This is a genomic window from Motiliproteus coralliicola (assembly GCF_003345655.1).
Classification (GTDB): Bacteria; Pseudomonadota; Gammaproteobacteria; order Pseudomonadales; family Balneatricaceae; genus Motiliproteus; species Motiliproteus coralliicola.
This window is the reverse complement of the sequence record NZ_QQOH01000003.1, coordinates 239,373-264,480: the sequence shown is the minus strand read 5'-3', so window position 1 is coordinate 264,480 and position 25,108 is coordinate 239,373. Positions and strand designations below refer to the sequence as shown.

18 protein-coding genes and 3 tRNA genes are annotated in these 25,108 nt (G+C 56.5%); 10 read left to right on the top strand and 11 right to left on the bottom strand.

Annotation, left to right across the window (positions count from 1 at the left end; genetic code table 11):
* The first annotated feature begins 22 nt into the window (after positions 1-22).
* A complete protein-coding gene (gene galU, locus DV711_RS12000; protein ID WP_114695945.1) occupies positions 23-862 on the top strand; it encodes a UTP--glucose-1-phosphate uridylyltransferase GalU in 840 nt (279 codons plus the stop codon).
* Between the two features lie 68 nt (positions 863-930).
* Here galU and DV711_RS11995 read toward each other — a convergent pair whose 3' ends face one another.
* Both DV711_RS11995 and DV711_RS11990 read right to left on the bottom strand, forming a co-directional pair.
* Complete coding sequence (locus DV711_RS11995) at positions 931-1,230, bottom strand: YciI family protein (RefSeq protein WP_114695944.1); 300 nt, start codon at positions 1,228-1,230, stop codon at positions 931-933.
* A 41-nt stretch (positions 1,231-1,271) separates the two neighbouring features.
* Positions 1,272-1,847, bottom strand: a complete 576-nt coding sequence (locus tag DV711_RS11990) for a septation protein A (protein WP_114695943.1) — start codon at positions 1,845-1,847, stop codon at positions 1,272-1,274.
* 199 nt (positions 1,848-2,046) lie between these two features.
* On the opposite strand from DV711_RS11990, the gene DV711_RS11985 reads away from it, so the two are divergent.
* Positions 2,047-2,898, top strand: a complete 852-nt coding sequence (locus tag DV711_RS11985; RefSeq protein ID WP_165840102.1) for a PHP domain-containing protein — start codon at positions 2,047-2,049, stop codon at positions 2,896-2,898.
* Positions 2,899-2,928: 30 nt separating this feature from the next.
* On the opposite strand, the gene ydiJ is transcribed toward DV711_RS11985, so the two are convergent.
* Complete coding sequence (gene ydiJ / locus DV711_RS11980; protein ID WP_114695941.1) at positions 2,929-6,000, bottom strand: D-2-hydroxyglutarate dehydrogenase YdiJ; 3,072 nt, start codon at positions 5,998-6,000, stop codon at positions 2,929-2,931.
* Positions 6,001-6,166: 166 nt separating this feature from the next.
* Between ydiJ and hrpA the strand changes: the two genes are divergently transcribed.
* From hrpA to DV711_RS11940, 8 genes are all read left to right on the top strand, one after another.
* Entirely contained in the window at positions 6,167-10,138 is a 3,972-nt protein-coding gene (hrpA, locus tag DV711_RS11975; protein WP_114695940.1) for an ATP-dependent RNA helicase HrpA, read from the top strand.
* Positions 10,139-10,662: 524 nt separating this feature from the next.
* Positions 10,663-11,700, top strand: a complete 1,038-nt coding sequence (locus tag DV711_RS11970) for a porin (RefSeq protein ID WP_114695939.1) — start codon at positions 10,663-10,665, stop codon at positions 11,698-11,700.
* Between the two features lie 164 nt (positions 11,701-11,864).
* Positions 11,865-12,575, top strand: coding sequence for an MlaA family lipoprotein (locus tag DV711_RS11965; protein ID WP_243633808.1), 711 nt, complete (start codon positions 11,865-11,867; stop codon positions 12,573-12,575).
* A gap of 81 nt (positions 12,576-12,656) precedes the next feature.
* On the top strand, positions 12,657-13,817 hold the full coding sequence (locus DV711_RS11960) for a PP2C family protein-serine/threonine phosphatase (RefSeq protein WP_114695938.1): 1,161 nt from the start codon (positions 12,657-12,659) through the stop codon (positions 13,815-13,817).
* 8 nt (positions 13,818-13,825) lie between these two features.
* Positions 13,826-14,311, top strand: coding sequence for an STAS domain-containing protein (locus DV711_RS11955; protein ID WP_114695937.1), 486 nt, complete (start codon positions 13,826-13,828; stop codon positions 14,309-14,311).
* 144 nt (positions 14,312-14,455) lie between these two features.
* A tRNA-Ala gene (locus DV711_RS11950) sits at positions 14,456-14,531 on the top strand.
* A 59-nt stretch (positions 14,532-14,590) separates the two neighbouring features.
* A tRNA-Glu gene (locus DV711_RS11945) sits at positions 14,591-14,666 on the top strand.
* A 24-nt stretch (positions 14,667-14,690) separates the two neighbouring features.
* Positions 14,691-14,766: transfer RNA gene (locus tag DV711_RS11940), tRNA-Ala, on the top strand.
* Positions 14,767-14,872: 106 nt separating this feature from the next.
* On the opposite strand, the gene DV711_RS11935 is transcribed toward DV711_RS11940, so the two are convergent.
* The 8 genes from DV711_RS11935 to glyA form a co-directional block, all read right to left on the bottom strand.
* Complete coding sequence (locus tag DV711_RS11935; RefSeq protein WP_114695936.1) at positions 14,873-15,238, bottom strand: hypothetical protein; 366 nt, start codon at positions 15,236-15,238, stop codon at positions 14,873-14,875.
* A 289-nt stretch (positions 15,239-15,527) separates the two neighbouring features.
* Positions 15,528-16,046, bottom strand: coding sequence for a hypothetical protein (locus DV711_RS11930; protein ID WP_114695935.1), 519 nt, complete (start codon positions 16,044-16,046; stop codon positions 15,528-15,530).
* Positions 16,047-16,076: 30 nt separating this feature from the next.
* Complete coding sequence (gene lipA / locus DV711_RS11925; protein WP_114695934.1) at positions 16,077-17,030, bottom strand: lipoyl synthase; 954 nt, start codon at positions 17,028-17,030, stop codon at positions 16,077-16,079.
* Positions 17,031-17,235: 205 nt separating this feature from the next.
* Positions 17,236-18,363, bottom strand: a complete 1,128-nt coding sequence (gene gcvT / locus DV711_RS11920) for a glycine cleavage system aminomethyltransferase GcvT (protein ID WP_114695933.1) — start codon at positions 18,361-18,363, stop codon at positions 17,236-17,238.
* A 221-nt stretch (positions 18,364-18,584) separates the two neighbouring features.
* The gene (locus DV711_RS11915) at positions 18,585-19,964 is read right to left on the bottom strand and encodes an alanine/glycine:cation symporter family protein (RefSeq protein ID WP_114695932.1); all 1,380 of its coding nucleotides are present in this window, start codon (positions 19,962-19,964) and stop codon (positions 18,585-18,587) included.
* 321 nt (positions 19,965-20,285) lie between these two features.
* A complete protein-coding gene (gene gcvP / locus DV711_RS11910; RefSeq protein ID WP_114695931.1) occupies positions 20,286-23,186 on the bottom strand; it encodes an aminomethyl-transferring glycine dehydrogenase in 2,901 nt (966 codons plus the stop codon).
* Between the two features lie 92 nt (positions 23,187-23,278).
* Entirely contained in the window at positions 23,279-23,671 is a 393-nt protein-coding gene (gene gcvH, locus DV711_RS11905) for a glycine cleavage system protein GcvH (protein ID WP_114695930.1), read from the bottom strand.
* An 82-nt stretch (positions 23,672-23,753) separates the two neighbouring features.
* The gene (gene glyA / locus DV711_RS11900) at positions 23,754-25,058 is read right to left on the bottom strand and encodes a serine hydroxymethyltransferase (protein WP_114695929.1); all 1,305 of its coding nucleotides are present in this window, start codon (positions 25,056-25,058) and stop codon (positions 23,754-23,756) included.
* Positions 25,059-25,108: the final 50 nt, after the last annotated feature.

The following is a 25,108-nucleotide window of genomic DNA, read 5'->3' as shown; positions in this document are numbered from 1 at the left end:
TACTAGCTGATGCGGGGAAGTTATGACTGATACGGTTCGCTGCTGTGTTTTTCCGGTAGCTGGATTGGGAACACGCTTTCTTCCGGCCACCAAGGCGGTTCCGAAAGAGATGTTGCCGGTGGTGGATAAGCCGTTGATTCAATACGGCGTTGAAGAGGCAGCCGCTGCAGGGTTGACCCAGATCTGCTTTGTTAATGGGCGGCATAAGCAGGCGATCGAGAACCACTTCGATCGCAATGTGGAGCTGGAGCAGCAGATTGCCGGTAGCGGCAAAGAGCTGCTGCTCGAGGGCGTCAATGGGTTGATGGAGCAGTGCCGCATCAGTTCGATCCGACAGCTCCAGGCCAAGGGCTTGGGACATGCGATTGGCTGCGCCGAACCGGTGGTGGGAAATGAGCCCTTTGCCGTTATCCTACCCGATGACCTGTGTGTTAATCCCGGGGGTGATGGTGTGTTGGCCCAGATGGTTGAGCTTTACAAGCGCTACCAGTGCTCGATCGTAGCGATCGAAGAAGTGCCGATGGATCAGGTCAACAAGTACGGCGTGATCGCCGGGACCGAAGAAGCGGAGGGTATCTACCGGATTGAGGCGATGGTGGAGAAGCCGCCGGTGGATCAGGCTCCCAGCAACCTGGCGATTATTGGCCGCTATCTGCTGACCCCAGATATCTTCGAGCTGATTCGTCAGACCCCGCCCGGAAAAGGGGGAGAGATCCAGATCACCGATGCATTGATGAAGCAGGCCGAGCAGGGCCGGGTGATCGGTTATAAGTTCAAGGGCTTGCGGTTCGACTGTGGTAGCGTGCCGGGATACGTCAAGGCGACCAACTACTGCTTTGAGAACCTGTCAAGGCCTGATTAGCTGAAGTTAGGTAGTAATCTGGCGACAAAAAACGGGGCTTAAGCCCCGTTTTTTTATTGGGTTGTTGGTTACGGCAGCACCTTTTTGTAGGGTTTAACCACAACCTTGGCGTAGACGCCGGCGGCAATGTAGGGGTCGGCATCGGCCCATTGTTGAGCGGCTTCCAGTGAGTCAAATTCGGAGATCACCAGTGAACCGCTAAAACCAGCCGGGCCCGGGTCTTCGCTATCGATGGCAGGATGTGGGCCGGCCACCAGCAGGCGGCCTTCGTCGTTGAGCTGCTGCAGCCGGGCCAGGTGATCCGGACGGGCGGCCAGGCGCTTCTCCAGCGAGTTTTCAACATCTTCACTGATAATGGCGTAATACATGGAGGAATCCTTAAGTTCGGGATTGTTATTGTTGATGACGATTACTTGTCTTGCTCGACAGGTTCGGAACCGCCGTTCTCTTCGGCTTTTTCCGGAATATGTTTACTCAGGTAGATGCCCTGCAGGACGATGAATACCAGTGTTAACCCCAGCATGCCGAACAGCTTGAAGTTGACCCAGGTCTCTTCGCTCATGGTGTAGGCGACGAACAAATTCAGCGCACCCATCACTACGAAAAAGATAACCCAGGCCAGGTTTAGGCGTAGCCAGATTAGCTTGGGGAGTTCGACCGCGCTTTCCATCATCCGCTGAACCAGGGGTTTAGCACCGATAAACTGGCTGCCGAGGAAGGCCACAGCGAACAACCAGTTGACCACGGTCGGCTTCCACTGGATAAAGGTCTTGTCTTTCAGCAATACGGTGGCGCCACCCATCACCACGACAAGACCCAGGGTGATGAGCTGCATCTTCTCGATTTTGTGGGTTTTGATCCAGGTATAGAGCATTTGCAGGGCGGTGGCAGGAATCAACACGGCGGTGGCAATAATCATATCGCCGGTGTATTTGTAAACGCCGAAGAAGATGGCGATCGGCAGGAAATCAAACAACAGCTTCATGGATAGAGGTTCCGCTAGTGAATCTGGGTTAGCGCCAAGATCGGGCTTGCCGCTAACAGAATAAAGACAGTCCGACAGTATAAAGAGTTCAGCATCGGTCGACTATCGGGCAGGCTCCCTATCAAGGGGAAAAACCAGTATGCTGGCGGTACTGGCACACAGAACGCCTACCTTTTCCGATCCCTTCAGTGGTATTCAAATGTGGTTTCCGATCGATCTTCATTGCCATAGCACCGCGTCTGACGGCGGGCATTCGCCTTCGCAGCTGGTTCAACTGGCGCACCAAAACGGCCTAAAGTATCTGGCACTGACGGATCACGATACCTGCGCTGGGCTGGGTGAGGCCCGGGAGGCTGCAGCCGAGCAGGGTGTTGAACTGATCAATGGCATCGAGCTCTCTTCAATTTGGGCCAATTGCGGTATTCATGTGGTGGGATTGGGGATGGATCCGGACCATCCGTCGATGCAGCAGGCTCAGGCGCAACAGAAGCAGGCCCGGATTAAACGCTCGGAGCAGATCGACCAAGCGCTTCAGCAGCGGGGCATGACCGGAGTGCTGGAGCGGGCTCGACAATTTGGCGCTACCGATGCACTTGGGCGGCCCCATTTCGCTCAGGCGATGGTTCAACTGGGCTATGTCGATACCGAGGTGGAGGCGTTTAACCGATATCTGGGCTCAGGCAAGGAGGGGGATATCCGCTGCCATTGGCCCTCACTGGCAACGGTGATCGGTTGGATTAAAGAATCCGGCGGTGTCGCCGTGCTCGCTCACCCGCTCAAATACGATCTGAACTGGCGTCGACTGCGCTTGATGTTGAACGATTTTGTCGCGGCTGGCGGTGGCGCGATCGAGGTTAGTTACGGCGGCGAGAACCCTCACCGGATAATCGATCTGGTGCGTATCGCCCGTGAACACGGTTTAAAGATGTCGGTCGGCAGCGATTTCCATCGCAGCGAGTTTCACTGGAGCCGGCTGGGTAAGTACCCTCCGATCAAAGGAGACTTTGATCCGGTCTGGCAAGAATGGGGAATCGAGCTGGAGGCCGGTTAAGGCCTCCGTTCATCTCTAGTGCTGTTCGAGTTATCGCATTGCCTGTAGCAGCGCCTGCATCGGATGCGCTATCTGCTGTTGATCCATCCGCTTAACCTGGCTACGGCAGGAGTAGCCGGTGGCGACTAGGGTGATTTCCGGCTCATCGTTCGCATCCGCCGGGCTGTACTGCTCGACTACCGGTCCCCAGCTCTGGCTGTAGATCGCTTGTGAGGTTTCCAGGTTGTCCGCTTCGTGACCGTAGGTGCCGGCCATGCCGCAGCAGCCCAGGTTCTGGTGGCTTAGTTCTAGTCCCAGCGCCTTGAAGATCTGCTGCCACTGGGCCACCGAGCTTGGCGCATTGGTGCGCTCGGTGCAGTGGGCCATCAGCTGGAACCGTTTTCCGGCGCTGGCGATCGGCTTTAGCTGCTCGGTCTTGCCGGCCAGCCATTCCTGAATCAGCTGAACCTGCGGCAACGCCATATCCGGTAGCGCCTTGGCGTATTCCTGGCGGTAGCTCAACGTCATCGACGGGTCGATCCCGATCAGCGGCACCCCGAACTCGGCCAGTTTCTGTAGTCGCTCAGCGCTGGCGCGGGCGGTGCGCTCGAACTGATTCAGGAAGCCGTGCACGTGCAGCGGTTTGCCGTTGGGGCTGAACGGCGCAATAAAGACCTCAAAACCGAGTCGCTTGAGCAGCTCGGCGCAGTCGAGTACCAGCTGGGTTTCGAAATAGCTGGTAAAGGCGTCCTGCACCAGAATCACCGAATTGGCTCGACGAGACTCGGACAGGTGACGCAGCGTATCGGCACTGGCCCAGGGGATATCCCGCGCTTCCAGGCCCTGCTTGAGCGAGTGGGTACAGATGCTGGGACTGTCGACCATGCCCAGGTAGTTGCGCATCAGCTTGGCCATGGTCGGGTTGGTCATGGCCCAGTTGTAGGGCGTTGGCCACTTCGCCAACCAGGGGATCAGGTACTCCAGCGTGCCGACCATGTAATCCTTGGCCGGACGCAGGTAGCGACCGTGGTACAGGGCCAAAAACTCGGAACGGAACTCCGGCACGTTGACCTTGATCGGGCACTGCGACACGCAGGATTTACAGGCCAGGCAGCCCTGCATCGCGTCATACACCTCGTGGGAGTAGTCGTACTCGCCCCGGCGTTTCTTCCAGCTGTTATGAATCTTGGCGGGCAGGTCGCGCAGCGGCAGCGCCAGCTGCAACTTGCGTTTCTCGGTCAGGGCGTTGCTGCCGTGATTGCTCAACAGCCGCAGCCACTCGCGCACCAGCGAGGCGCGCCCCTTGGGCGAGTGGATCCGCTGGCGGGTGCCTTTCCACGACGGACACATGGCATCGTTGGGGTCGTAGTTGTAGCAGGCGCCGTTGCCGTTGCAGTTCATCGCACTGTCGTACTGCTCGCGTACCGCCACCGGAATCTGCCGATCCTGCTGGCCCCGGGTTGGGACGCCATCGACCCGGTACAGTTCGGCGCCGCTATCGAGCGGGGTGCAGATCTTGCCGGGGTTGAGCTGGTTGCGCGGATCAAAGGCGGCTTTAAGCTGCTGCAGACAGCGGTACAGCTCCGGGCCGAACAGCTCCGGGGCGTATTCCGAACGCACCCCTTTGCCGTGCTCACCCCAGAGCAGCCCCTTGTACTTGGTGGTCAGTTCGACCACCTGATCGGTGACCTCGCGGATCAGGGCTTCCTGGACTTTATCCTTCATGTCGATGGCCGGACGCACATGCAGCACCCCGGCATCGACATGGCCGAACATGCCGTATTCCAGCCCCAGACCATCCAGCAGGGCGCGGAACTCAAGGATAAAGTCGGCCAGGTTCTCCGGCGGTACGGCGGTATCTTCGACGAACGGAATTGGCCGGGCGCTGCCCTTGGCGTTACCCAACAAACCCACGGCTTTCTTGCGCATCGCCCAGATCTTGTTGATCTCGGTTTGGCCGTACACCACGGTGTAGCCAAAGCTCTTGCCGGCCTGACCAGCTTCGGCATCGAGTTGGTCGGTCAGCTGTTTGACGTTGGCTTCGAGCTGGGCCGGATCGTCGGCGGTGTACTCGACCAGGTTGATCCCCTGAATCGTGCGGCCCTCGGTGGCCGGGAAGTAGTCCCGCACGGTATCCCAGACGATATCGCCCATGGCCAGATTCAGGACCTTGGAATCGATCGTCTCGATCGAGGTTGGCTGGGCCTTCATCAGGTCCTGAGCATCGCGCAGGGCGTCGTTGAAGCTGTCGTACTTGAGGTTGATCAGCGCCGCACATTGGGGAATCGGCAGCACATTGAGCCTGGCTTCGGTGATAAAGCCGAGGGTGCCTTCGCTACCGCAGAGCACCGAGTTCAGATCGAACTGACCTTCACGGGTGCGAAGGTGGGCCAGGTCGTAACCGGTCAGGCAGCGGTTCAGCTTCGGGAAGCGTTGCTCGATCAGCGCGGCGTTGTCGCGCTGGATCGTATCGGCCAACCGGTGCAGTTCGCCGATCCGGTCATCGCGTTGCTGGATCTGTTCCAGCTCGGCTTGATCGATCGGGGCGGAGCGCCAACGCTGGCCGTCCAGCAGTACCGTCTCCAGTGCCAGCACATGATCGCGGGTCTTGCCGTACAGGCACGAACCCTGGCCGCTGGCGTCGGTGTTGATCATGCCGCCGATGGTGGCGCGGTTGCTGGTCGACAGCTCCGGGGCAAAGAACAACCCAAAGGGTTTCAGCGCGGCGTTAAGCTGATCCTTGACCACCCCGGTCTGGACCCGCACCCAACGCTCGTCGGCATTGATCTCCAGAATCTGGTTCATGTACTTGGACAGATCGACGATCAGCCCGTCTGTCAGCGACTGGCCGTTGGTGCCTGTACCACCACCACGGGGGCTGAGGACGATATCGTCGAACTCGGGCTGATCGGCCAGCCGGGTGATTAACACCAGGTCATCAGTGCTGCGCGGGTAAAGCACACCCTGGGGCAGCAGCTGGTAGATGCTGTTATCGGTCGCCAGCACCACCCGGTTGGCATAATCCGGGTTCAGGTCACCGGCAAAGCCCTGCTGCTTGAGGGTCTCGATAAACTTGAGGTAACGGGACTGTACGGGATTGGCGTCGGCGAGTCTTGGGATCATGGTGTTCGGGCTGCTGGCGAGTCGTGTTTCAGGGTTTGGAGCAAAACGGCTGGCGATTATAGCAGTAATTGCTCATTGTCTCAGCGCGGTAATACCCTGCTATTCAGGGGGCAACAGGAGCCAACAGGTGCCGAATAGGAGATGAACGGCGTATAATCCCGGCCCCATGACTGACCCATTCAAATCCCTCTCTGCCCGACTCGACCAATGCCTGCTTCAGGATCAACAACCGCTGAAGCAGTTGCTGAAAGGCATCCGACGTAACGCCAAAGCCGGCAAACCCTATGATCGACTGCAGGGCAAGTTCGAGACACTGGCAGAGGCTTCCGAAGCTCGTCGGCTGCAGCGTAGTCAGCCGATCCGACCCCAGTACGATGACAGCCTGCCGATCTGCCAGAAGCGTGAGCAGATTCTGGAACTGATCCGCGATCATCAGGTTATTGTGCTGGCCGGTGAAACAGGTTCGGGTAAGACCACCCAGTTGCCCAAGTTCTGCCTGGAGCTGGGGCGTGGTTCCGCCGGATTGATCGGACACACCCAGCCGCGTCGGCTGGCTGCCAGGGCGGTAGCATCACGAATTGCCGAAGAGCTAGGCGAGGCGCCGGGTCACAGCGTCGGTTATCAGGTCCGCTTTGACGATAGCCTCGGCGAACAGAGCCGGGTCAAGCTGATGACCGACGGTATCCTGCTGGCCGAGATCCAGCATGATCGGCTGCTGCAGAAATACGACACCCTGATCATCGACGAAGCCCACGAGCGCAGCCTCAATATCGATTTTTTGCTCGGCTTCCTGAAGCGCCTGTTGCCGCAACGACCGGACCTGAAGCTGATCATCACCTCGGCGACGATCGATGTGCAGCGCTTCTCCAAGCACTTTGAAGATGCGCCGGTGCTGGAAGTCTCCGGTCGTACCTACCCGGTCGAGGTGCTCTACCGACCGCCCGAGCTGCAGAAAGAGCTGCAGCAGGGGGATGAAGACAGCCGAGCGCTGAACCTGCCGCAGCAGGTTCAGGCTGCCGTCGAAGAGATCGAACAGCTGGAATCGGCGGGTAAAGGGCATCGGTTGGGTGATGTGCTGGTGTTTCTGCCCGGCGAGCGGGAGATCCGTGAGTCGGCCGAGCAACTGCGTAAGGCCGTCACCCATCGTCAGTTGCGTGATCTTCAGGTGCTTCCTTTATATGCCCGCTTGAGTCAGGGCGAGCAAAACAAGATATTCAACCCCAGTGGGCGGGGGCGCCGGGTGGTTTTGGCCACCAACGTGGCGGAAACGTCGTTGACGGTACCGGGGATTCGCTACGTGATCGATGCCGGGGTGGCGCGGATTAGCCGTTACAGTGTGCGCTCCAAGATCCAGCGCCTTCCGGTTGAGCCGATCTCCCAGGCCAGTGCCAACCAGCGTAAGGGGCGCTGTGGGAGGATCTCGGCCGGCATCTGTATCCGCCTTTATAGTGAGGAAGATTTTCAATCCCGTTCCAGTTTTACCGATGCTGAAATTCTGCGCACTAACCTCGCGGCCGTCATTCTGCAGATGGAGGCGCTGGGATTGGGCAAGATGGAGCTGTTCCCATTTATCGATCCTCCTGACCCGCGCCAGATCCGCGATGGGGTTCGTCTGCTCGAGGAACTGGGTGCGATTCAGGATAACCGCCTGACCAAGCTTGGACGTCAGCTGAGTCGTTTGCCGGTTGACCCCCGGATCGGCCGGATGCTGCTGGAAGCGGCCCGTTACGATTGCCTGACCGAGCTGTTGATTGTCGCCTCGGTGCTGGCGATTCAGGATCCACGTGAGCGACCCCATGATAAACAGCAGCAGGCCGACGAGAAGCATCGGGTTCACCAGGACAAAGATTCGGACTTCGTCGGTTTCATCAATCTATGGAATCACTATGAAGAGCAGCGTCAAGAACTGAGTCAGGGGCAGTTGCGGCGGTATTGCCAGAAACAGTTTCTGTCGTTTATGCGGATGCGCGAATGGCGCGATCTGCACAGGCAGCTCCATCTGGCCTGCAAATCACTGGGATTAACGGAGAATAAGCAACCGGCAAGTTATGCCGAGATCCACCGTTCACTGCTGGCCGGTTTACTAGGACATATCGGCTTTCGACAGGAAAATCGGGAATACCTGGGAGCTCGGAACCGGAAGTTTATGCCGTTCCCCGGCTCGGTGTTGGCCAAGGGTAAAGCGAAATGGCTGATGGCAGCCGAGTTGGTGGAAACCAGTCGCCTGTTTGCCCGCATGGCGGCCAAGATAGAGCCGGCTTGGATTGAACCTCTGGCGCCGCATCTATTAAAGCGCAGTTATAGCGAGCCCCATTGGGAGAAGAAAGCCGCCCAGGTGATCGCCTACGAACGGTTAACTTTGTATGGATTGGTGGTCGTGCCCAAGCGGCGGGTCCATTTTGGGGCGATCGATCCGGAACAGGCCCGACAGATCTTTATCCGTTCGGCGCTGGTAGAGGGGGAGTTCCATACCCGGGCGCCCTTCTTCAAGCATAATCGTGAGCTGCTCGACCAGGTCGCCGCGTTAGAGGATAAGTCCCGTCGTCGCGATATTCTGGTGGATGAGGAGCAACTCTACGAATTTTACTTGGAACTGATGCTGAAGCAGGGTGGCGATCGGGTCGTTAACGGTGCTTCGTTCGAACAGTGGCGTAAGAAGCTGGAGCAGCGGGATCCGAAAGCATTGTTTATGACCCGTGAGGCGCTGATGCGTCACTCGGCCAGCGGTATCAATCAAAATCAGTATCCGGACTATCTAGAACACGAGGGGCTCAAGTTCCGGCTGCATTACCACTTCTCGCCGGGGGCAGAGGATGATGGTGTCAGTGTCGACGTGCCGGCTGCCGCTTTGCAACGACTACCATTGCAACGGCTACAGTGGCTGGTTCCGGGATTATTGCGGGATAAGTGCATCGCCTTGATCAAAAACCTGCCCAAGTCGATCCGTAAGCAGTGTGTGCCGGTGCCGGACAGGGTCGATCGCTTTCTGCAGGATGCGGCGGCTGATAACAGTTCGTTGACCGAGGCGCTTGCCCATTCGTTGAAGCGCCAATGCGGTGTACAGATTCGACCTGATGACTGGAACGAAGAGAATCTGGAAACGCACTTTTGTTTCAATATCCGCGTGTTGGATCAACGTAGTAAAACCTTGGCCCAGGGGCGTGACTGGCATAGCTTGGCCGAGCGATTTGCCGGGCAACAGCAGGAACAGCAGGCTGATCCGCGAGCCGACTCGGAGTGGCAGCGAACTGGTATAACCGAATGGGACTTTGGCGGGCTACCGCAGCAGGTCGAACTGGAACAGGCTGGTATGAAAATTCCTGCATTTCCGGCGCTGACAGTGACCAAAGAAGGACTCAACCTGAGTCTGCACGCCAGTCGACAGCAGGCCTTGGAAGCCCATCGATGGGGGCTGGTGAAACTATTACAGCTTCGAACGTCGCGGCAACAGCGTGAATTGACCAAGCGACTGCCGGAGCTGCAACGAAGTGCCCTGCTGTTCAGCAAGCTGGGGCGGAGAGAGCAGTTCGAAGCCGATTTCTTCGATGCACTATATGATCGGGTATTTATCCAGCCGAGCTTGGCCGGTACTGGTCAGCAACCGCTTGAAGTGCTGCCACGGCAAGCTGGCCAGTTTGAGGCACTCTACAAACAACAGTTGGCGAATCTGGTGCCGGAAGCTGAAGTCCTGTCACAGCAACTTCATACCTTGCTGCTTCAATATCAGACGATTAATAAAAAACTGTCAGGTTCGATTCAGCTGGCGTGGGCACCCATATTAAATGATATCCGTGAGCAGTTAGCAGGGCTGATATACCCGGGATTTATGAAAGCCACACCGGCTAGCTGGTGGTCTCGACTGCCGTTGTATTTGAAAGCCATTGAGATACGCTTGCAGAAATATCAGCAGCAATTGAATCAGCAACGGATGCACAGCGAGCAACTACAGCAGCTGTGGCAAGGGTACTGCAATCAGCAGACTCGAATGCAGCAGGCGGGAATCAGCTCTGCGCCGTTGATTGAATACCGTTGGATGTTGGAGGAGTACCGGATATCACTGTTCGCCCAACAATTGGGAGCACTCAAGCCGGTTTCCGATAAGCGCCTAAAACAGTTATTTGATCAGTGTCAGATTTAGAGGTCGGTATTCATTTTGGCTAGGTTGACCGCTTAAAAACATCGTGATTGAATGCCGATCGAAAACTGATGCTGTCTGAACTTCATTTGTCCGTTTAAGGATACAAGGCAAGGGGGATAGTCCTTAGGCCGCAAGAAATGAAGCAAACGGATAGCCATACAAATAATTGACGTTATTTGTCGGTAATATCAAAAAGCTCAGTGATTGATTGGGATCAAACCGATAGGTTGGTTGGTATTCACTGTTAAGCCGATAGTGTTGAAATTGACGCTAGATGAATGTTTTTTAATAACAAACCTGTTTTTGGTTAAAAAATATTCAATTCCGGTTAAAAAAATGGACAAAAAGGCTCTTTTTTTTGTTGTCAGGCCTACATTTTTCCAAATTGCTGGGTTAGAGTTGGAATCGCTTGGAATACAGGGCATCTCTCGTTAGGTCCATTGGGGAATGGATGAGAGGTGCGCCACAAAGAAGTTAAAACCGTTTTAACTACTAGTACGTTAAAAATTGAAGGGGAAAACTACATGAAGAAGTCACTGATTGCTCTGGCTGTTGCCGGCGCTCTGACTGCTCCGATGATTGCTCAAGCTGACGCTACCCTGTACGGTATCGCTCAGTTCCGTGGCGTTGCTGAAGACGACAAGTCTTTCAACTCCAAAATGGCCAAAACCCGTCTGGGTGTTAAAGGTACCGTCGATAACGATATCGAAGGTCTGACCACCGGTTTCCAGTTTGAGTGGGAATTCGACGGTAATGGTTCTGCTACTTCCGCAACTAACAGCAGCTCTGTTGCTATGCGTAAGTCCAACGTCTACATGAAGGGTGACTTCGGTATTCTTTCTCTGGGTCGTCAGAACAACCCGGCTAACCCTGCTGAAGCGATGACCGACATCCTGGGCAACGACTCTGCAGCGTTCCACATGAACCCTGACCGTCTGGGCAACGTTGTTGCTTACGTAACTCCGACTTTCGGTGGTTTCCACGCGGTTGCTGCCGTTATCTCTGAAGGTTCTTCTGACACCGATAGCGATGCTCTGGGTGCAGATGACGTAGATGCAACCGTACTGGCTGTTAACTGGGCCGGTGCTGGCTTTGGTGTAGCTGCGGCCATCACCAACGTTGAAGGTGGTACTACTACTGCAAACGTTGATGGCTCAGCTGTGACTTACAGTGCATCTGCCGATGCGTTTGTCGCTACTACCGCTGCTGCAGAAGTAGCAGATTTCGATATCATCACTGCTGGTGTTAACTACACCGGTATCGAGAATGTCTACCTGGCTGCTTCTTACTCGAAGAAAGACACCGATGGCACCTCTGTAGAGCCGGAAACTATCGACCTGGCTGCATCTTACACTATGGGTAAGACTACTCTGGCTGCGATCTACTCTGTCCATGACACCGATGTGTCTGGTGAAGACGATCAGGAGCAGTTCCTGGTAGGTGTGCGTTACGCTCTGGGTGCCAAGGCTTCCGTAGGTGTTGACTATGCTAGCTACAACAGCGACGCTGAAGACGCTGGTAAGAACGACACTCTGACTCTGGAATACACTCTGTCTTTCTAAGACTTAGTTAACAGAGTTATGCATTAAAGGGTTCCTTCGGGAGCCCTTTTTTTGTGCATATTTAATGGACTCGGATCAATGACTTGTCTATCGTCTACCGCTAGGTTGTCGGTTACAGTTGTCCTCGGTCAGAGGATACACAGATAAGATTTGAAGGGAATGTTGTGAAAGGTCGACGTTTATCTTGGGCGCTGGTCGCGCTGTCCTGTTTAATGCTGCCGTTTAGTCTGCAGGCGCAGGAACTCAAAGAGGTAGATCCTTGGGAAGGGTTTAACCGCAAAGTTTTTGAGTTCAATGAATTCTTTGATCGTAACCTGCTGTTGCCGGTGACTGAAGGCTATATCGCGGTGACGCCGGAGCCGGTTCAGACCGGGGTCAGTAATTTTTTCGGTAATCTGGACGATTTTGTCTCTTTGGTGAGCAATCTATTACAGCTGAAGATGCACAATGCAGCCCAGGATACGAGTCGGGTGGTAGCCAATACTTTCTTTGGTCTGGGCGGTCTAATCGATGTTGCCACGCCCATGGGGATTGCTAAACAGGATGAAGAGTTCGGGCAGGTGTTGGGATATTGGGGAGTGCCTAGCGGTCCCTATCTGGTATTGCCGTTCTTGGGGCCGAGCAACGTCCGCGATGGAATCGCCTGGTATCCCAACGTGATGATTCATCCGACCTCACAGATGGATCAGGATCGCTACTACTGGGGCTTAGTGGCTCTGTGGGCAGTTGATCGACGTGCCGGGTTGATCGAGACCGAAGGATTGATCAGCGGCGATCGCTACAGCTTTATCCGTGATGCTTATCTGCAGCGCCGTGAATTTCAGGTCAACGATGGTATGATCGATGACGAGTTCGGCGACGAAGATGACTTTTAAACCCGTCGTTTGACATTGTAAGCCAGGATCGGCGACCAAGGTCGGGCTTACGGTTGGTGTAGCGAGGGGAAGCGGGGTGTTATGAGTAGCGCGCGTTACTGCATACTGGTTGCCGATAGCGGAGTTTACCCCGGTATCGGGCAGCTGATAGAGTTGCTGGGCGAGGACGATTCGCTGCAGCTGGCGGTCTTTAATAACCCCGTAGAGGCGCTCGAAGCCATAAAGCAGCGACCGCCACTTCTTTTGATTACTCAACCGGATTGGGATGCTGATCCGGAATTTTTGAGCCAAGCCAGTCAGGCGATTTATCCCTGCCCAACGATTGCTTTGGTTGATACCTCTTCTGCGGCTGAGGGCATAACTTTGCTTGGTCGCGGTGCCTCGGACTTGCTGGCATTACCAATCGTTGACCGGCAGGCGATCGAGCATATCTTGGCCCGTAATCTAGAACGTGCTGAGCTGCTGAATCAGAGCCAGTATTTCCGCGACGAGTTGGAACAGAGCTTGGCGCTGCTGAAAGAGGATCAGCAGGCAGGGCGCCAGGTGCAGCTGAAGATGCTGCCCTCCAATCAGGTCGTTATCAACGATTATCACTTTGAGTATCGGATCAAGCCATCGCTGTTTCTCAGTGGTGACTTTGTCGATTACTTCCGTATCTCAGAATCTCTATCGATGTTCTACCTGGCCGACATCTCCGGTCATGGTGCTTCCTCGGCCTTTGTGACCGTGTTGCTTAAGAATATGACCAACCGACTGCTGCGCAATTACAACCGTGGTTCCAGTTTCCATATTCTGTCGCCAACCGATGTGTTGGCGCGGGTCAATAAGGAGTTGCTGGATACTGGGCTGGGCAAGCATATGACGATCTTTGTCGGGCTGCTGGACCGGATCGAAAACACCCTTCAGTATGGGGTAGGTGGCCATTTTCCGATGCCGATTTTGCGACAGGGGGATCGGGCCGAATACCTGGGAGGCTGCGGTATGCCGGTAGGGTTGTTCGATGATGCCGAGTTCGAAGGCCGGATTGTCGAGTTAGAGGATGAATTCAGCCTGACACTATTCTCCGATGGCGTATTGGAGGTGCTGGATCAACCGGACCTTAAAGCCAAGGAAAAGTGCTTGCTGGATGTTGCGGCGCAGGGCTATGATGACCTAGACGATCTGGCACGGAAGCTGGGTATTGATCATGTGGATGACGCGCCGGATGATATCGCCGCGCTCAGTGTTACCAGACGGTTATAACGGCTACCATGTCGAGTGGAAAAATTCTCTTTGCCGAGCAAGACGGCAACTATGTGCTGAAGTTTGTTGGCGATGTGCGCCTGACTCTTTGCTCAACTCTGGATCAGTTTCTAGCTTCCACGCTTGAGAATGACAACTTTAAGACAGTTTTGATTGATCTGACCGAGACCGAAGGGATCGATAGCACGTCTCTTGGGCTGTTGGCCAAAATCTCGGTGCGTATGAAGCAGCGTTTTCAACAGCTGCCCACCATCATCTCCACCAATGAAGATATAACCCGTGTTCTACTGAGCATGGGCTTTGATCGTGTCTTTATCCTGATCCAGGAGACCTTTGAAGGGCAGGCAGCACTACAGGAGCTGGACGTGTTGCAGGACTCGGAAGAGAACGTACGCTCCTGTGTTTTGGATGCTCACCGAACGCTGATGGAACTCAACGACGACAATCGGGAGAAGTTTCAGGATCTGGTTCGATCATTGGAGATCGAAGGCTAAGACAGGGGTTGATCCCGCTAAAAAACGGACGTTTTTTGACCATTGTTTCAACCCCATCAGGGACCAGATTTTAGTCTGATATTTCTTAAAAAATCCCTTGATCCCTTTGCCTAAGTGCCTATAGAATACGCCCACGTTTTGCACGGGGCCTTAGCTCAGCTGGGAGAGCGCAACACTGGCAGTGTTGAGGTCAGCGGTTCGATCCCGCTAGGCTCCACCAATTCTTTCCATTCGGTTAAGAATTTGCAGAACGAACACTTACCCAAAGTGTACCGTAGCGTCCCATTCGTCTAGTGGCCTAGGACACCGCCCTTTCACGGCGGTAACAGGGGTTCGAACCCCCTATGGGACGCCATCTTTTCTTCCATTCGGAAGTCGTGGGGCCTTAGCTCAGCTGGGAGAGCGCAACACTGGCAGTGTTGAGGTCAGCGGTTCGATCCCGCTAGGCTCCACCAATTTTCCTCTATTTATCCTGATTTCGCTTATTGCTTGTCAAGCTATGCACCTCGATTTGAACCTGGATCCTACGTTGGGGCCGTACCGCCTGGCTTGGGAGCTGAGCTAGTCCCTGAGCAGCCAGTCAAGGGCTTGGCTGGGTGATTCAAAGACACGGGTGTCGACGCCCCCGATGGTGCAGACGTTGGTCAGATGTTCGTAATAGTTATCATCGGAACCGATGGTTCGCACGATTGCCATCCGCCTGCAGCTGGGTAGGTCCTGTTTAAACTCCATCGCCAGATTGTCCAGCTCCAGCAGATTTAACGGGCTCAGATCTGCTTCGCGGTAATCCACCAGAGCCCGGTCACAGTTGTTGTAGAAACCAGCCGAGTCGAGGCGCGCCTGTTTGATCTCGGCGACCGAAAGTGGACCGCTTTGATAGACGGTGAGATAGCGCTGACAGTCGGACAGCTGGATTAGAGTCGGCATGAATGGCTTGGCTCCGGAGGTGTCAGGCGCTAGTTTGGCAGGCAGGGATACCAAGATCCATCCGCTATTGGGCTTATTTGCTCCGCATCAAACCAGCACTCTTCTGTTAAGAAGAATCGCTAGCTCAACTACACAATGGGGCTGTTGAGCAGGGGCTGGTTTGGCGGATGGGCGGATAGAAGGGGAGCAGGATAGAGAGGGTCTTTCTGTTCTGGCCAAAGCCAGCCGATCCGGCTTTGGCCTATGAATGGGCTGCCGTTTTAATGGGCTGGCACTTAGCAGACCGGATTTAATGGCTGAGTTGCTGTATCCAACGCTGAAACAGCTCGTGGTCTTGCTGTTGGAGCAACAGGCTGAGCTCGCGACAGGCTGAGCTGGGGCGGACACATAAAGAATCCGGTTGTTCACTTAGGCCGTCAGCATCGATGGAATGGTATTCCAGCGCCTGCAGGGCTTTCCAGCTATCGCTGTCTAGGCTCAGGTGTAGGCTGGTATCCGGAATCAGCTCAATTTCGATCTGGTCTCCCAGTACCGCGCGTAATCCGCTTTCGAGGTCGTAGCCAAAGCGAGGGTGAGCAATGGCCACCACTTCAGCATGATCGAGCCATACCAACAACAGGTCTCGGCAACGGCTGATCCCTTTGGGGTTGATCGGACGAGGGCAGCCCAGGGTTTGGCCCAGTGCAATCATCAGTCGTTGATCGTCCTGTCTGCCTTGCAGGTTCAGCTCGGCAAGACTAGGTTCGGCCACCAGTTCGGCGGAATGCACGGTGCCGGATTGCAGGCTGACCAGATTCAAGGATTGCATACGGTTTCCTCCGTGAAGATCTGACGAGGCTCAGTCGACCCGCTGGCCATCAGCTTGGCGATCAGCGTGGTAGGACGAACGGACCATGGGGCCGGCGGCAACACTTTCAAAGCCTAGCTCATAACCGGTCTGCTCCAACTGCTTGAACTCCTCCGGAGTCACATAACGTTCAACCGCCAGGTGGTGGCGACTGGGTTGCAGGTACTGGCCGATGGTCAGCATGCTGACGTCATGGGCTCGCAGATCCTTCATTACTTCAACGATCTCTTCCAGGGTCTCTCCCAGACCGACCATCAGACCGGATTTGGTGGCAACCTCCGGGTGTTGCTGTTTGTAGCGCGACAGCAGCTCCAGTGAGCCCTGGTAGCTGGCGCCGGGGCGGCAACTGGCATAGAGCCGGGGTACGGTTTCCAGGTTGTGGTTGAGGATATCGGGAGCGTCCTGGGCGAGTTCTTCCAGAGCGCGATCGAGTTTGCCACGAAAATCCGGAACCAGAATTTCGATCCGAGTCTGCGGATTCAGGCGACGGTTTTCTCGGACACAGGCGCTGAAATGGGCCGCACCTCCGTCACGCAGGTCGTCACGGTCGACCGAGGTGATCACCGCGTGGGCCAGACCCAGCTTGGTGATCGTGTTGGCCACCTCAAGGGGTTCTTCCGGATTCAGCGCCATCGGCTTGCCGTGGGCGACATCGCAGAATGGGCAGCGACGGGTGCAGATAGCCCCCATGATCATGAAGGTAGCGGTGCGCTTGCTGAAACACTCGGCCAGGTTAGGGCAGGAGGCTTGTTCGCAAACGGTGTGTAATTTTTTCTCGCGCAATTCGGCTTTAACTTTGGAGACATTCGCATTACTGCGGGCGTCGATCCGAATCCATTCGGGTTTACGCAGGCGTTGACGCTTGGGGTCCGGCTTTATCTTCAGCCGTGACATCTTCGACTCGCCTTTGAGTTGCTTCAGTTCGACGGTTTCGATCAGTTCCATAGGTGCCTCCGGGATTAACACCAAATGCGGCCGTATGTTCTATTGAACAGGCTGAAATGCCTGGGACCGCTGCACGAGTGTCCGCAACGAACAGAGTTCGCTGAAGACGTGTTGAATAGGGATTGGTTTACTGCGGGATATCAGCAACCGCTGCCGTTTGCCTGAAAGGAACCAGCAGCGGTGGTGCGAGCTTAGGTGCTCTTACTTAGCCACGGTAGTAGCGCTGCGGGACGAACGGCGTCTTGGCGACGGTCATCGGCAGTTGCTTACCACGGACGACGGCGAAGACTTCGGTGTCGATCGCGGCATACTCAAAGGCTACGTAACCCATCGCTACCGGTGCGCCGGCAGTCGGGCCGAAGGTGCCGCTGGTGACGGTACCAATGGTTTCGCCCTGGGCGTTGACCAGCTCGGTACCTTCGCGAACCGGTGCACGACCCTGACCCAGCAGGCCAACGCGCTTGCGATCGGCTTTCTTGCTCTGGATCTGTGCCAGTACGGTTTCTGCACCCGGGAAGCCTCCTTCACGTTCGCCTTCCAGCCGACGGTTCTTGCTGATTGCCCACAGCAGGCTGGCTTCGTAAGGGGTGGTGGTGGTGTCGATGTCGTTGCCGTACAGGCACAGACCGGCTTCCAGACGCAGGGAGTCACGGGCACCCAGGCCGATGGCTTCTACTTCTGGCTGTTCCAGCAGCGCTTTGGCCAGTTCGGCGGCTTGGCTGGACGGAACAGAAATTTCAAAACCGTCTTCACCGGTGTAGCCGGCACGGCCGATGTAGCAGTCGATACCGTTGATCTCAACGGTCTGGAAATCCATGAAGACCATATCGGTGACAGACGGCTGCAGGCGAGCCAGGGCGTCAACGGCCTTCGGGCCCTGTAGTGCAAGCAGGGAACGGTCTTCGAGAACTTCGATCTCAACGCCTTCACCCAGGTTGGCGCGCATGTGAGCGATATCCTGCTCCTTGCATGCCGCGTTTACCACAACCATCAGCTTGTCGCCCAGGTTGCTGACCATCAGGTCGTCCATGATGCCGCCGGCATCGTTGGTGAACAGAGCGTAACGCTGCTTACCGGCCGGCAGATCGATGATGTCGACCGGTACCAGCTTCTCCAGCGCTGCGGCGGCGCCTTCCCCGTGCAGCAGAACCTGACCCATGTGGGAGACGTCGAACAGACCGGCTTGCTCACGGGTATGGTTGTGCTCTTTCTTGACACCCAGCGGGTATTGAACCGGCATTTCGTATCCGGCGAACGGCACCATCTTGGCGCCCAGTTCTACATGAAGATCGTACAGGGCTGTTTTAGCCAGGGCTTGTTCGTTCTGTGACATGGGGTGTCTCCTGCAAGCAGTTTATGGACTGTTGTTTGTTTACCGCCCGGATCTAATGGATCAAGTCCAGGCCAGGTTTGGGTTTGATTCAGCACATCGCTTGATGCGCTCAAGCAAACCAAAAGTTCGTTTCCCCGAGGGGAGGAACCGTGCCCGTGAGTCAAGCACGGCTCCAGGGGGGAGCGTTAAGCTCCGAATATCACTCCTGAGGCTTTAAGCCATCAGGATTGAGAGCTTTCTGCGGTGTCGCCAGCTTGACGAGCAAAGTACTCGCGCGCCAGCTTGAACACAACCGGGCTCAGCAGTGCCAGAGCGATCAGGTTCGGGATCGCCATCATGGCGTTCAGGGTGTCAGCCAGCAGCCAGACGAAGTCGAGGCTGACGATGGTGCCGACCGGAACGGCCAGGATCCACAGCAGACGGAACGGCTTGATGATCTTGACGCCGAACAGGTACTCAGCACAACGCTCACTATAAACGCTCCAGCCCAGGATGGTGGTGAAGGCGAAGATAGCCAGCGAGATGGCAACCAGGTAGTTACCCACACCCGGCAGTGCACCGGCGAAGGCCGCAGAGGTCAGAGCCGCACCGGAATCACCGCTGGTCCATACGCCGGAGGTGATGATAACCAGACCGGTGATGGAGCAGATGATGATGGTATCGATGAAGGTACCCAGCATCGCGATCAGACCCTGACGGACCGGATCTTTGGTTTGCGCAGAAGCGTGAGCAATCGGCGCACTACCCAGACCGGCTTCGTTGGAGAATACACCACGGGCAACACCGAAGCGGATCGCCATCCACACAGCAGCACCTGCGAAGCCACCTTGAGCAGCAACCGGTGAGAAGGCGTGGGTGAAGACCAGATCGAACGCAGCCGGGATAGCATCGGCATTAACCGCCAGTGCGGTCAGGCCTGCCAGCAGGTAAGCGATCGCCATGAACGGTACCAGCAGACCAGCAACGTTACCGATACGCTTGATACCACCGATCAGAACCGCAGCGGTCAGAACCATCAGTACCACACCAGAAACCCACATCGGCACGCCGAAGTTGGACTCGATGACGCTGGCAACAGAGTTGGACTGTACGGTGTTACCGATACCGAAACCGGCGATGGTACCGAAGATGGCGAACAGAGTACCCATCCAGGCCCACTTGCTGCCCAGACCGTTCTTGATGTAGTACATCGGGCCACCAACGTGGTTGCCTTCTTCGTCGACTTCGCGGTATTTCACAGCCAGAACGGCTTCAGAGAACTTGGTTGCCATACCGACCAGAGCGGTACACCACATCCAGAACAGTGCGCCCGGACCACCCAGGAAGATGGCGGTAGCAACACCGGCAATGTTACCGGTACCTACGGTAGCGGACAGGGCGGTCATCAAGGCGTTGAACGGGGAGATCTCACCCTCCTGGTCCTCACCTTTACGGGCCGAACGGCCACCCCACATCAGTTTGATACCGGTTCCCAACTTCAGAATCGGCAAGAGTCGTAGACCCAGCTGCAGGAACAGGCCTACACCCAGAATCAGAACGAGCATCATCGGTCCCCAGACGATGCCGTTTATCGTTTCGATCACTCCAGTGAGCATCTCCATAGTTTTACCCTCATGGTTTTTATAGTTATGCCGCCTTGTGAGCGGCTGTTTTGAGCTTTTCCAGTCGACCGCCTTGGTAGGCCCGAGCCGGTGTGGCTGAAAAGTAAAAAAAGGATTCGATAGTTGTGTCTAAATGGCTCTCTATCTTAATTTTTTATTTATTGTCCGTAGTTGGTATAGCAGAACTCAGAGGTACTAAAAAAATGACCGCGGCTGGGAGTGCTAACAGGCGGCGTATCAGGGTAGATTCACCTGCAGCGCCGCGGCCCAAGGCCCTCTGGTTGTGCCGACCTAGGAGATCATCCTTGGCCGGCACGGAGTTCAGTCACGGTAGCTGTCGATCGACGGGCAGCTACAGATAAAGTTACGGTCACCGTAAACGTTGTCGATCCGGTTGCTGGACGGCCAGAACTTGCTGTTCTTCAGGCTAGGAACCGGGAACACCGCCTGTTCGCGTGAGTACGGACGATCCCATTCGGCTGCAACAATGTCAGCCTGGGTATGGGGCGCGTTCTTGAGCGGGTTGTTATCCGCATCCAGCTCGCCTTCCTGCACCTGACGGATCTCTTCACGGATCGTCAGCATCGCTTCGATAAAGCGATCCAGCTCCGCCTTGGACTCGGACTCGGTCGGCTCAACCATCAGCGTGCCGGCAACCGGGAAGCTCATGGTCGGGGCGTGGAAACCGAAGTCCATCAGACGCTTGGCGATATCCTCTTCGGAGATGCCGGAAGCTTCTTTGAGCGGACGGATGTCAACGATGCACTCGTGAGCGACGCGATCGTTACGGCCGCGGTACAGAATCGGGTAGTGCGCCGACAGCTTCTCGGTCAGGTAGTTGGCGTTCAGAATCGCCACCTCGGTGGACTTCTGCAGACCCTGGGCACCCAGCAGGGCACAGTAGGCCCAGGAGATGGTCAGGATAGAGGCGCTACCAAACGGCGTCGCGGATACCGCCCCCATGGAGGCCAGCGGGCCTTCGATCGGGCTGACAGCGTGGTTCGGCAGGAACGGCGCCAAATGGCTCTTCACACCGATCGGACCCATGCCCGGGCCACCACCGCCGTGCGGGATAGCGAAAGTCTTGTGCAGGTTCAGGTGGGAGACGTCGGAGCCGATCAGACCCGGCTTGGACAGACCGACCTGGGCGTTCATGTTGGCGCCGTCCATGTAGACCTGACCGCCGTTGTCGTGAACGATGTCGCAGATCTGCTTGATGCCTTCCTCGTACACCCCGTGGGTGGACGGGTAGGTGATCATCAGGCAGGACAGATCATCTTTGTGCGCTTCGGCCTGGGCCTTCAGGTCGTCGATATCGACGTTACCCTGCTCGTCACACTCAACCACAACCACCTTCATCGCGGCCATCGCGGCAGAGGCCGGGTTGGTACCGTGGGCGGAGCTTGGGATCAGGCAGATGTCGCGGTGACCTTCACCGATGCTCTCCTGGTACTTGCGGATCGCCAGCAGACCGGCGTATTCGCCCTGAGCACCGGAGTTGGGCTGCATCGAGACCTTGTCGTAACCGGTCACCTCGACCAGCATCGCTTCGAGCTCGTCAATCAGCTGCATGTAACCCTGGACCTGGTCACGCGGCGCGAACGGGTGGATATTGGCGAACTGGGGCCAGCTCAGCGGAATCATCTGGGCACTGGCGTTCAGTTTCATGGTGCACGAACCCAGCGGAATCATGCCGTGGGTCAGGCTGAAGTCTTTGTTCTCCAGACGCTTCAGGTAGCGCAGCATCTCGGTTTCAGAGTGGTAGCTGTTGAATACCGGATGAGTCAGGAACTCGGAGGTACGACGCAGCTCGGCCGGGATACCGTCGCTGGAACCCGCGCTCAGGGCGCTGTCGTACAGATCGATGTCCAGACCGTGGCCAACACCCAGGATCACTTCCCACAGCTGCTCAATATCGGCGGCGCTGGTGGTTTCGTCGAGGCTGATGCCGAGCTTGTCATCACCAACCAGACGCAGGTTGATACCGGCGTGGTAACCGCGCTTGGCGATCGCTTCTTGCTGACGACCGACGACCAGAGTCAGAGTGTCGAACCAGTTATCGTGGGCCAGGGTGATGTCACGCTCGATCAGGCCCTTAGCCAGGATGGTGGTCAGGCGGTGAACGCGCTCGGCGATCCGCTTCAGACCTTCCGGACCGTGGTAGATGGCGTAGAAACCGGCCATGTTGGCCAGCAGTGCCTGGGCGGTACAGATGTTAGAGGTCGCTTTCTCGCGGCGGATGTGCTGCTCACGAGTCTGCATCGCCATCCGCAGGGCCGGGGCGCCTTTGCTGTCGATAGACTGACCGATGATACGGCCAGGGGTAGAACGCTTGTACTTCTCGCGGGTGGCGAAGAAGGCAGCGTGCGGGCCACCGAAGCCCATCGGTACGCCGAAGCGCTGGGCAGAACCAAACACCACGTCGGCGTCCAGCTCACCCGGTGATTGCAGCAGCACCAGGCTGAGCAGATCGGCGGCAACGGAAACCAGTGCCTTCTTCTCGTGAGCACGATCGATCAGCGGCTTGATGTCGACGACGTTACCTTCGGTGGTCGGGTACTGAACCAGGATGCCAAAGGCGTCCTGCTCGTCGAGCAGGGTGTCGATATCGCCAACCAGGATCTCGAAGCCGAAGTATTCGGCACGGGTCTTGATGACGTCGATGGTCTGCGGGTGTACCTGGTCGGAAACCAGGAACAGGTTGCTCTTCTTACGGTTGGAACGCTTACACAGCGCCATCGCTTCGGCGGCGGCGGTGGCTTCATCCAGCATCGAGGCGTTGGCCAGATCCATACCGGTGAGGTCCATTACCATCTGCTGGAAGTTCAGCAGCGCTTCGAGACGGCCCTGGGCGATCTCCGGCTGGTAAGGAGTGTAGGCGGTGTACCAGCCTGGGTTCTCCAGCACGTTGCGCAGGATCACATTCGGGACGCGGCAGTTGTAGTAGCCGCTACCGATGTAGGATTTGTTGACTTGGTTCTTGTCTGCGACCTGACCCAGATACTCCAACACCTGTGCTTCACTTTTGCCATCGGCCAGCGCCAGCGGCTGTTCCAGGCGGATCGCTTCAGGGACGGTCTGGTCGATCAACTGTTCGATCGATTCCAGGCCGAGGTAGCTCAGCATTTCACTACGCTGGGCGGCATCGGGGCCCAGGTGGCGATCGGTGAATTCCAGCGCGTTGGCCAGCGCATTCAGGCGGGGTAGGGAGGTCGCATTCATAACTAATTAACCTGTCAGTTCGGTCGTGTTATCCGTTCTGTAGCGCGCAGCCGTAAGAAGTTTGACTCCTTTGGGCTGCGCGTTGGGAGGGCTTACTCGCTCTGTGCGATCAGATCGGAGTAGGTAGCCGCATCCATCAGTGCGTTCAGGGCGTCGGCATCGGACAGTTTGATCTTTGCCAGCCAAGCTTCGCCGTACGGATCTTCGTTGATGGTTTCCGGAGCTTCTTCCAGCAGTTCGTTGATCGCGATGATCTCGCCGCTGACCGGGCTGTAAACGTCGGAAGCCGCTTTGACAGACTCAACCAGTGAGAACTCTTCGCCAGCTTCGACTTCACGGCCTTCTTCGGGAATTTCAACGAAAACGACATCGCCGAGCAGCTCTTGGGCGTGGTCGGAAATACCAACGGTTACGGTACCGTCGCCGTTATCCAGTACCCATTCGTGGCTCTTGGCAAAACGCAGGTTAGTTGGGATATTGCTCATCGTTCTGTTCCTGAATTAGATCTTGTTAATTAGAGGGTTAGCGTTGCCGGCAGCGTGATAGATACCGGCAACATTGGTCTTTTTAGCGGTAGAGCGGGAAACGCTTGCACAGGTTTTCGATCTCGTCGCGGACCTGCTGCTCTACCTTGCTGTTGTCTTCCGGGTTTTCAGCCAGACCATCCAGCACATCGCTGATCAGGTGGCCGATGCGACGGAACTCGTCGACGCCGAAGCCGCGGCTGGTACCGGCCGGAGTACCCAGACGGATACCGGAGGTGACCATCGGCTTTTCCGGGTCGAACGGGATGCCGTTCTTGTTACAGGTGATACCGGCGCGCTCCAGGCTCTCTTCAACGGCGTTACCCTTCAGTCCTTTCGGACGCAGGTCGACCAGCATCAGGTGGGTATCGGTACCGCCGGTGACGATGTCGCAGCCGCGCTCGACCATGACTTCGGCCAGGGTACGGGCGTTGTCCAGTACGTTCTGGATGTAGTCGCTGAATTCCGGCTGCAGTGCTTCACCGAAGGCAACCGCTTTCGCTGCGATTACGTGCATCAGCGGACCGCCTTGCAGACCCGGGAATACCGCAGAGTTGATCTTCTTGCCCAGCTCCAGGTTGTTGGACAGGATCATGCCGCCACGGGGGCCACGCAGGGTCTTGTGGGTGGTGGTGGTTACCACGTCGGCGTAAGGCATCGGGCTTGGGTGCTTGCCAGTGGCAATCAGGCCGGCGATGTGAGCCATGTCGACCATCAGGTAGGCGTCTACTTTGTCGGCGATCTCACGGAAACGGGCAAAGTCGATTTCGCGCGGGATGGCGGAACCACCGGCGATGATCAGCTTCGGCTTGTGCTCAACGGCCAGGGCTTCGATGGCGTCGTAATCGATGCGGCAATCGGCTTCGCTAACACCGTACTGAACCGCGTTGAACCACTTGCCGGACTGAGCCGGACGGGCGCCGTGGGTCAGGTGGCCACCGGCGTCCAGAGACATGCCGAGGATGGTGTCACCCGGCTGCAGCAGTGCCATCATCACCGCGCCGTTAGCTTGGGCGCCGGAGTGGGGCTGAACGTTAACGTATTCGCAGTTGAACAGCTGCTTGGCGCGATCGATAGCCAGGGACTCAACTTCGTCGACGTATTCGCAACCGCCGTAGTAACGACGACCGCTGTAGCCTTCGGCGTACTTGTTGGTCAGTACAGTGCCCTGGGCCTGCATGACAGCTTTAGAGACGATGTTCTCGGAGGCGATCAGCTCGATCTGGCGCTCCTGGCGGTCGAATTCACGGTCTACCGAGGCTTTGATCGACGGATCGATATCGGCAAGAGCGGCGGTGAAAAAGCTTTCGCGCTTCGAGTCAGAGCCGTACAGGTCGTTGATGCTCATGTTTATCCCTCTGGTGGTACGTTGTTATGTCGTTATTAGGTTTGGAAACC

Coding starts and splice junctions, on each gene's coding strand:
- galU (WP_114695945.1), top strand. CDS start 23: ATGACTGATACGGTTCGCTGCTGTGTTTTTCCGGTAGCTGGATTGGGA.
- DV711_RS11995 (WP_114695944.1), bottom strand. CDS start 1,230: ATGTATTACGCCATTATCAGTGAAGATGTTGAAAACTCGCTGGAGAAG.
- DV711_RS11990 (WP_114695943.1), bottom strand. CDS start 1,847: ATGAAGCTGTTGTTTGATTTCCTGCCGATCGCCATCTTCTTCGGCGTT.
- DV711_RS11985 (WP_165840102.1), top strand. CDS start 2,047: ATGTGGTTTCCGATCGATCTTCATTGCCATAGCACCGCGTCTGACGGC.
- ydiJ (WP_114695941.1), bottom strand. CDS start 6,000: ATGATCCCAAGACTCGCCGACGCCAATCCCGTACAGTCCCGTTACCTC.
- hrpA (WP_114695940.1), top strand. CDS start 6,167: ATGACTGACCCATTCAAATCCCTCTCTGCCCGACTCGACCAATGCCTG.
- DV711_RS11970 (WP_114695939.1), top strand. CDS start 10,663: ATGAAGAAGTCACTGATTGCTCTGGCTGTTGCCGGCGCTCTGACTGCT.
- DV711_RS11960 (WP_114695938.1), top strand. CDS start 12,657: ATGAGTAGCGCGCGTTACTGCATACTGGTTGCCGATAGCGGAGTTTAC.
- DV711_RS11955 (WP_114695937.1), top strand. CDS start 13,826: ATGTCGAGTGGAAAAATTCTCTTTGCCGAGCAAGACGGCAACTATGTG.
- DV711_RS11935 (WP_114695936.1), bottom strand. CDS start 15,238: ATGCCGACTCTAATCCAGCTGTCCGACTGTCAGCGCTATCTCACCGTC.
- DV711_RS11930 (WP_114695935.1), bottom strand. CDS start 16,046: ATGCAATCCTTGAATCTGGTCAGCCTGCAATCCGGCACCGTGCATTCC.
- lipA (WP_114695934.1), bottom strand. CDS start 17,030: ATGGAACTGATCGAAACCGTCGAACTGAAGCAACTCAAAGGCGAGTCG.
- gcvT (WP_114695933.1), bottom strand. CDS start 18,363: ATGTCACAGAACGAACAAGCCCTGGCTAAAACAGCCCTGTACGATCTT.
- DV711_RS11915 (WP_114695932.1), bottom strand. CDS start 19,964: ATGGAGATGCTCACTGGAGTGATCGAAACGATAAACGGCATCGTCTGG.
- gcvP (WP_114695931.1), bottom strand. CDS start 23,186: ATGAATGCGACCTCCCTACCCCGCCTGAATGCGCTGGCCAACGCGCTG.
- gcvH (WP_114695930.1), bottom strand. CDS start 23,671: ATGAGCAATATCCCAACTAACCTGCGTTTTGCCAAGAGCCACGAATGG.
- glyA (WP_114695929.1), bottom strand. CDS start 25,058: ATGAGCATCAACGACCTGTACGGCTCTGACTCGAAGCGCGAAAGCTTT.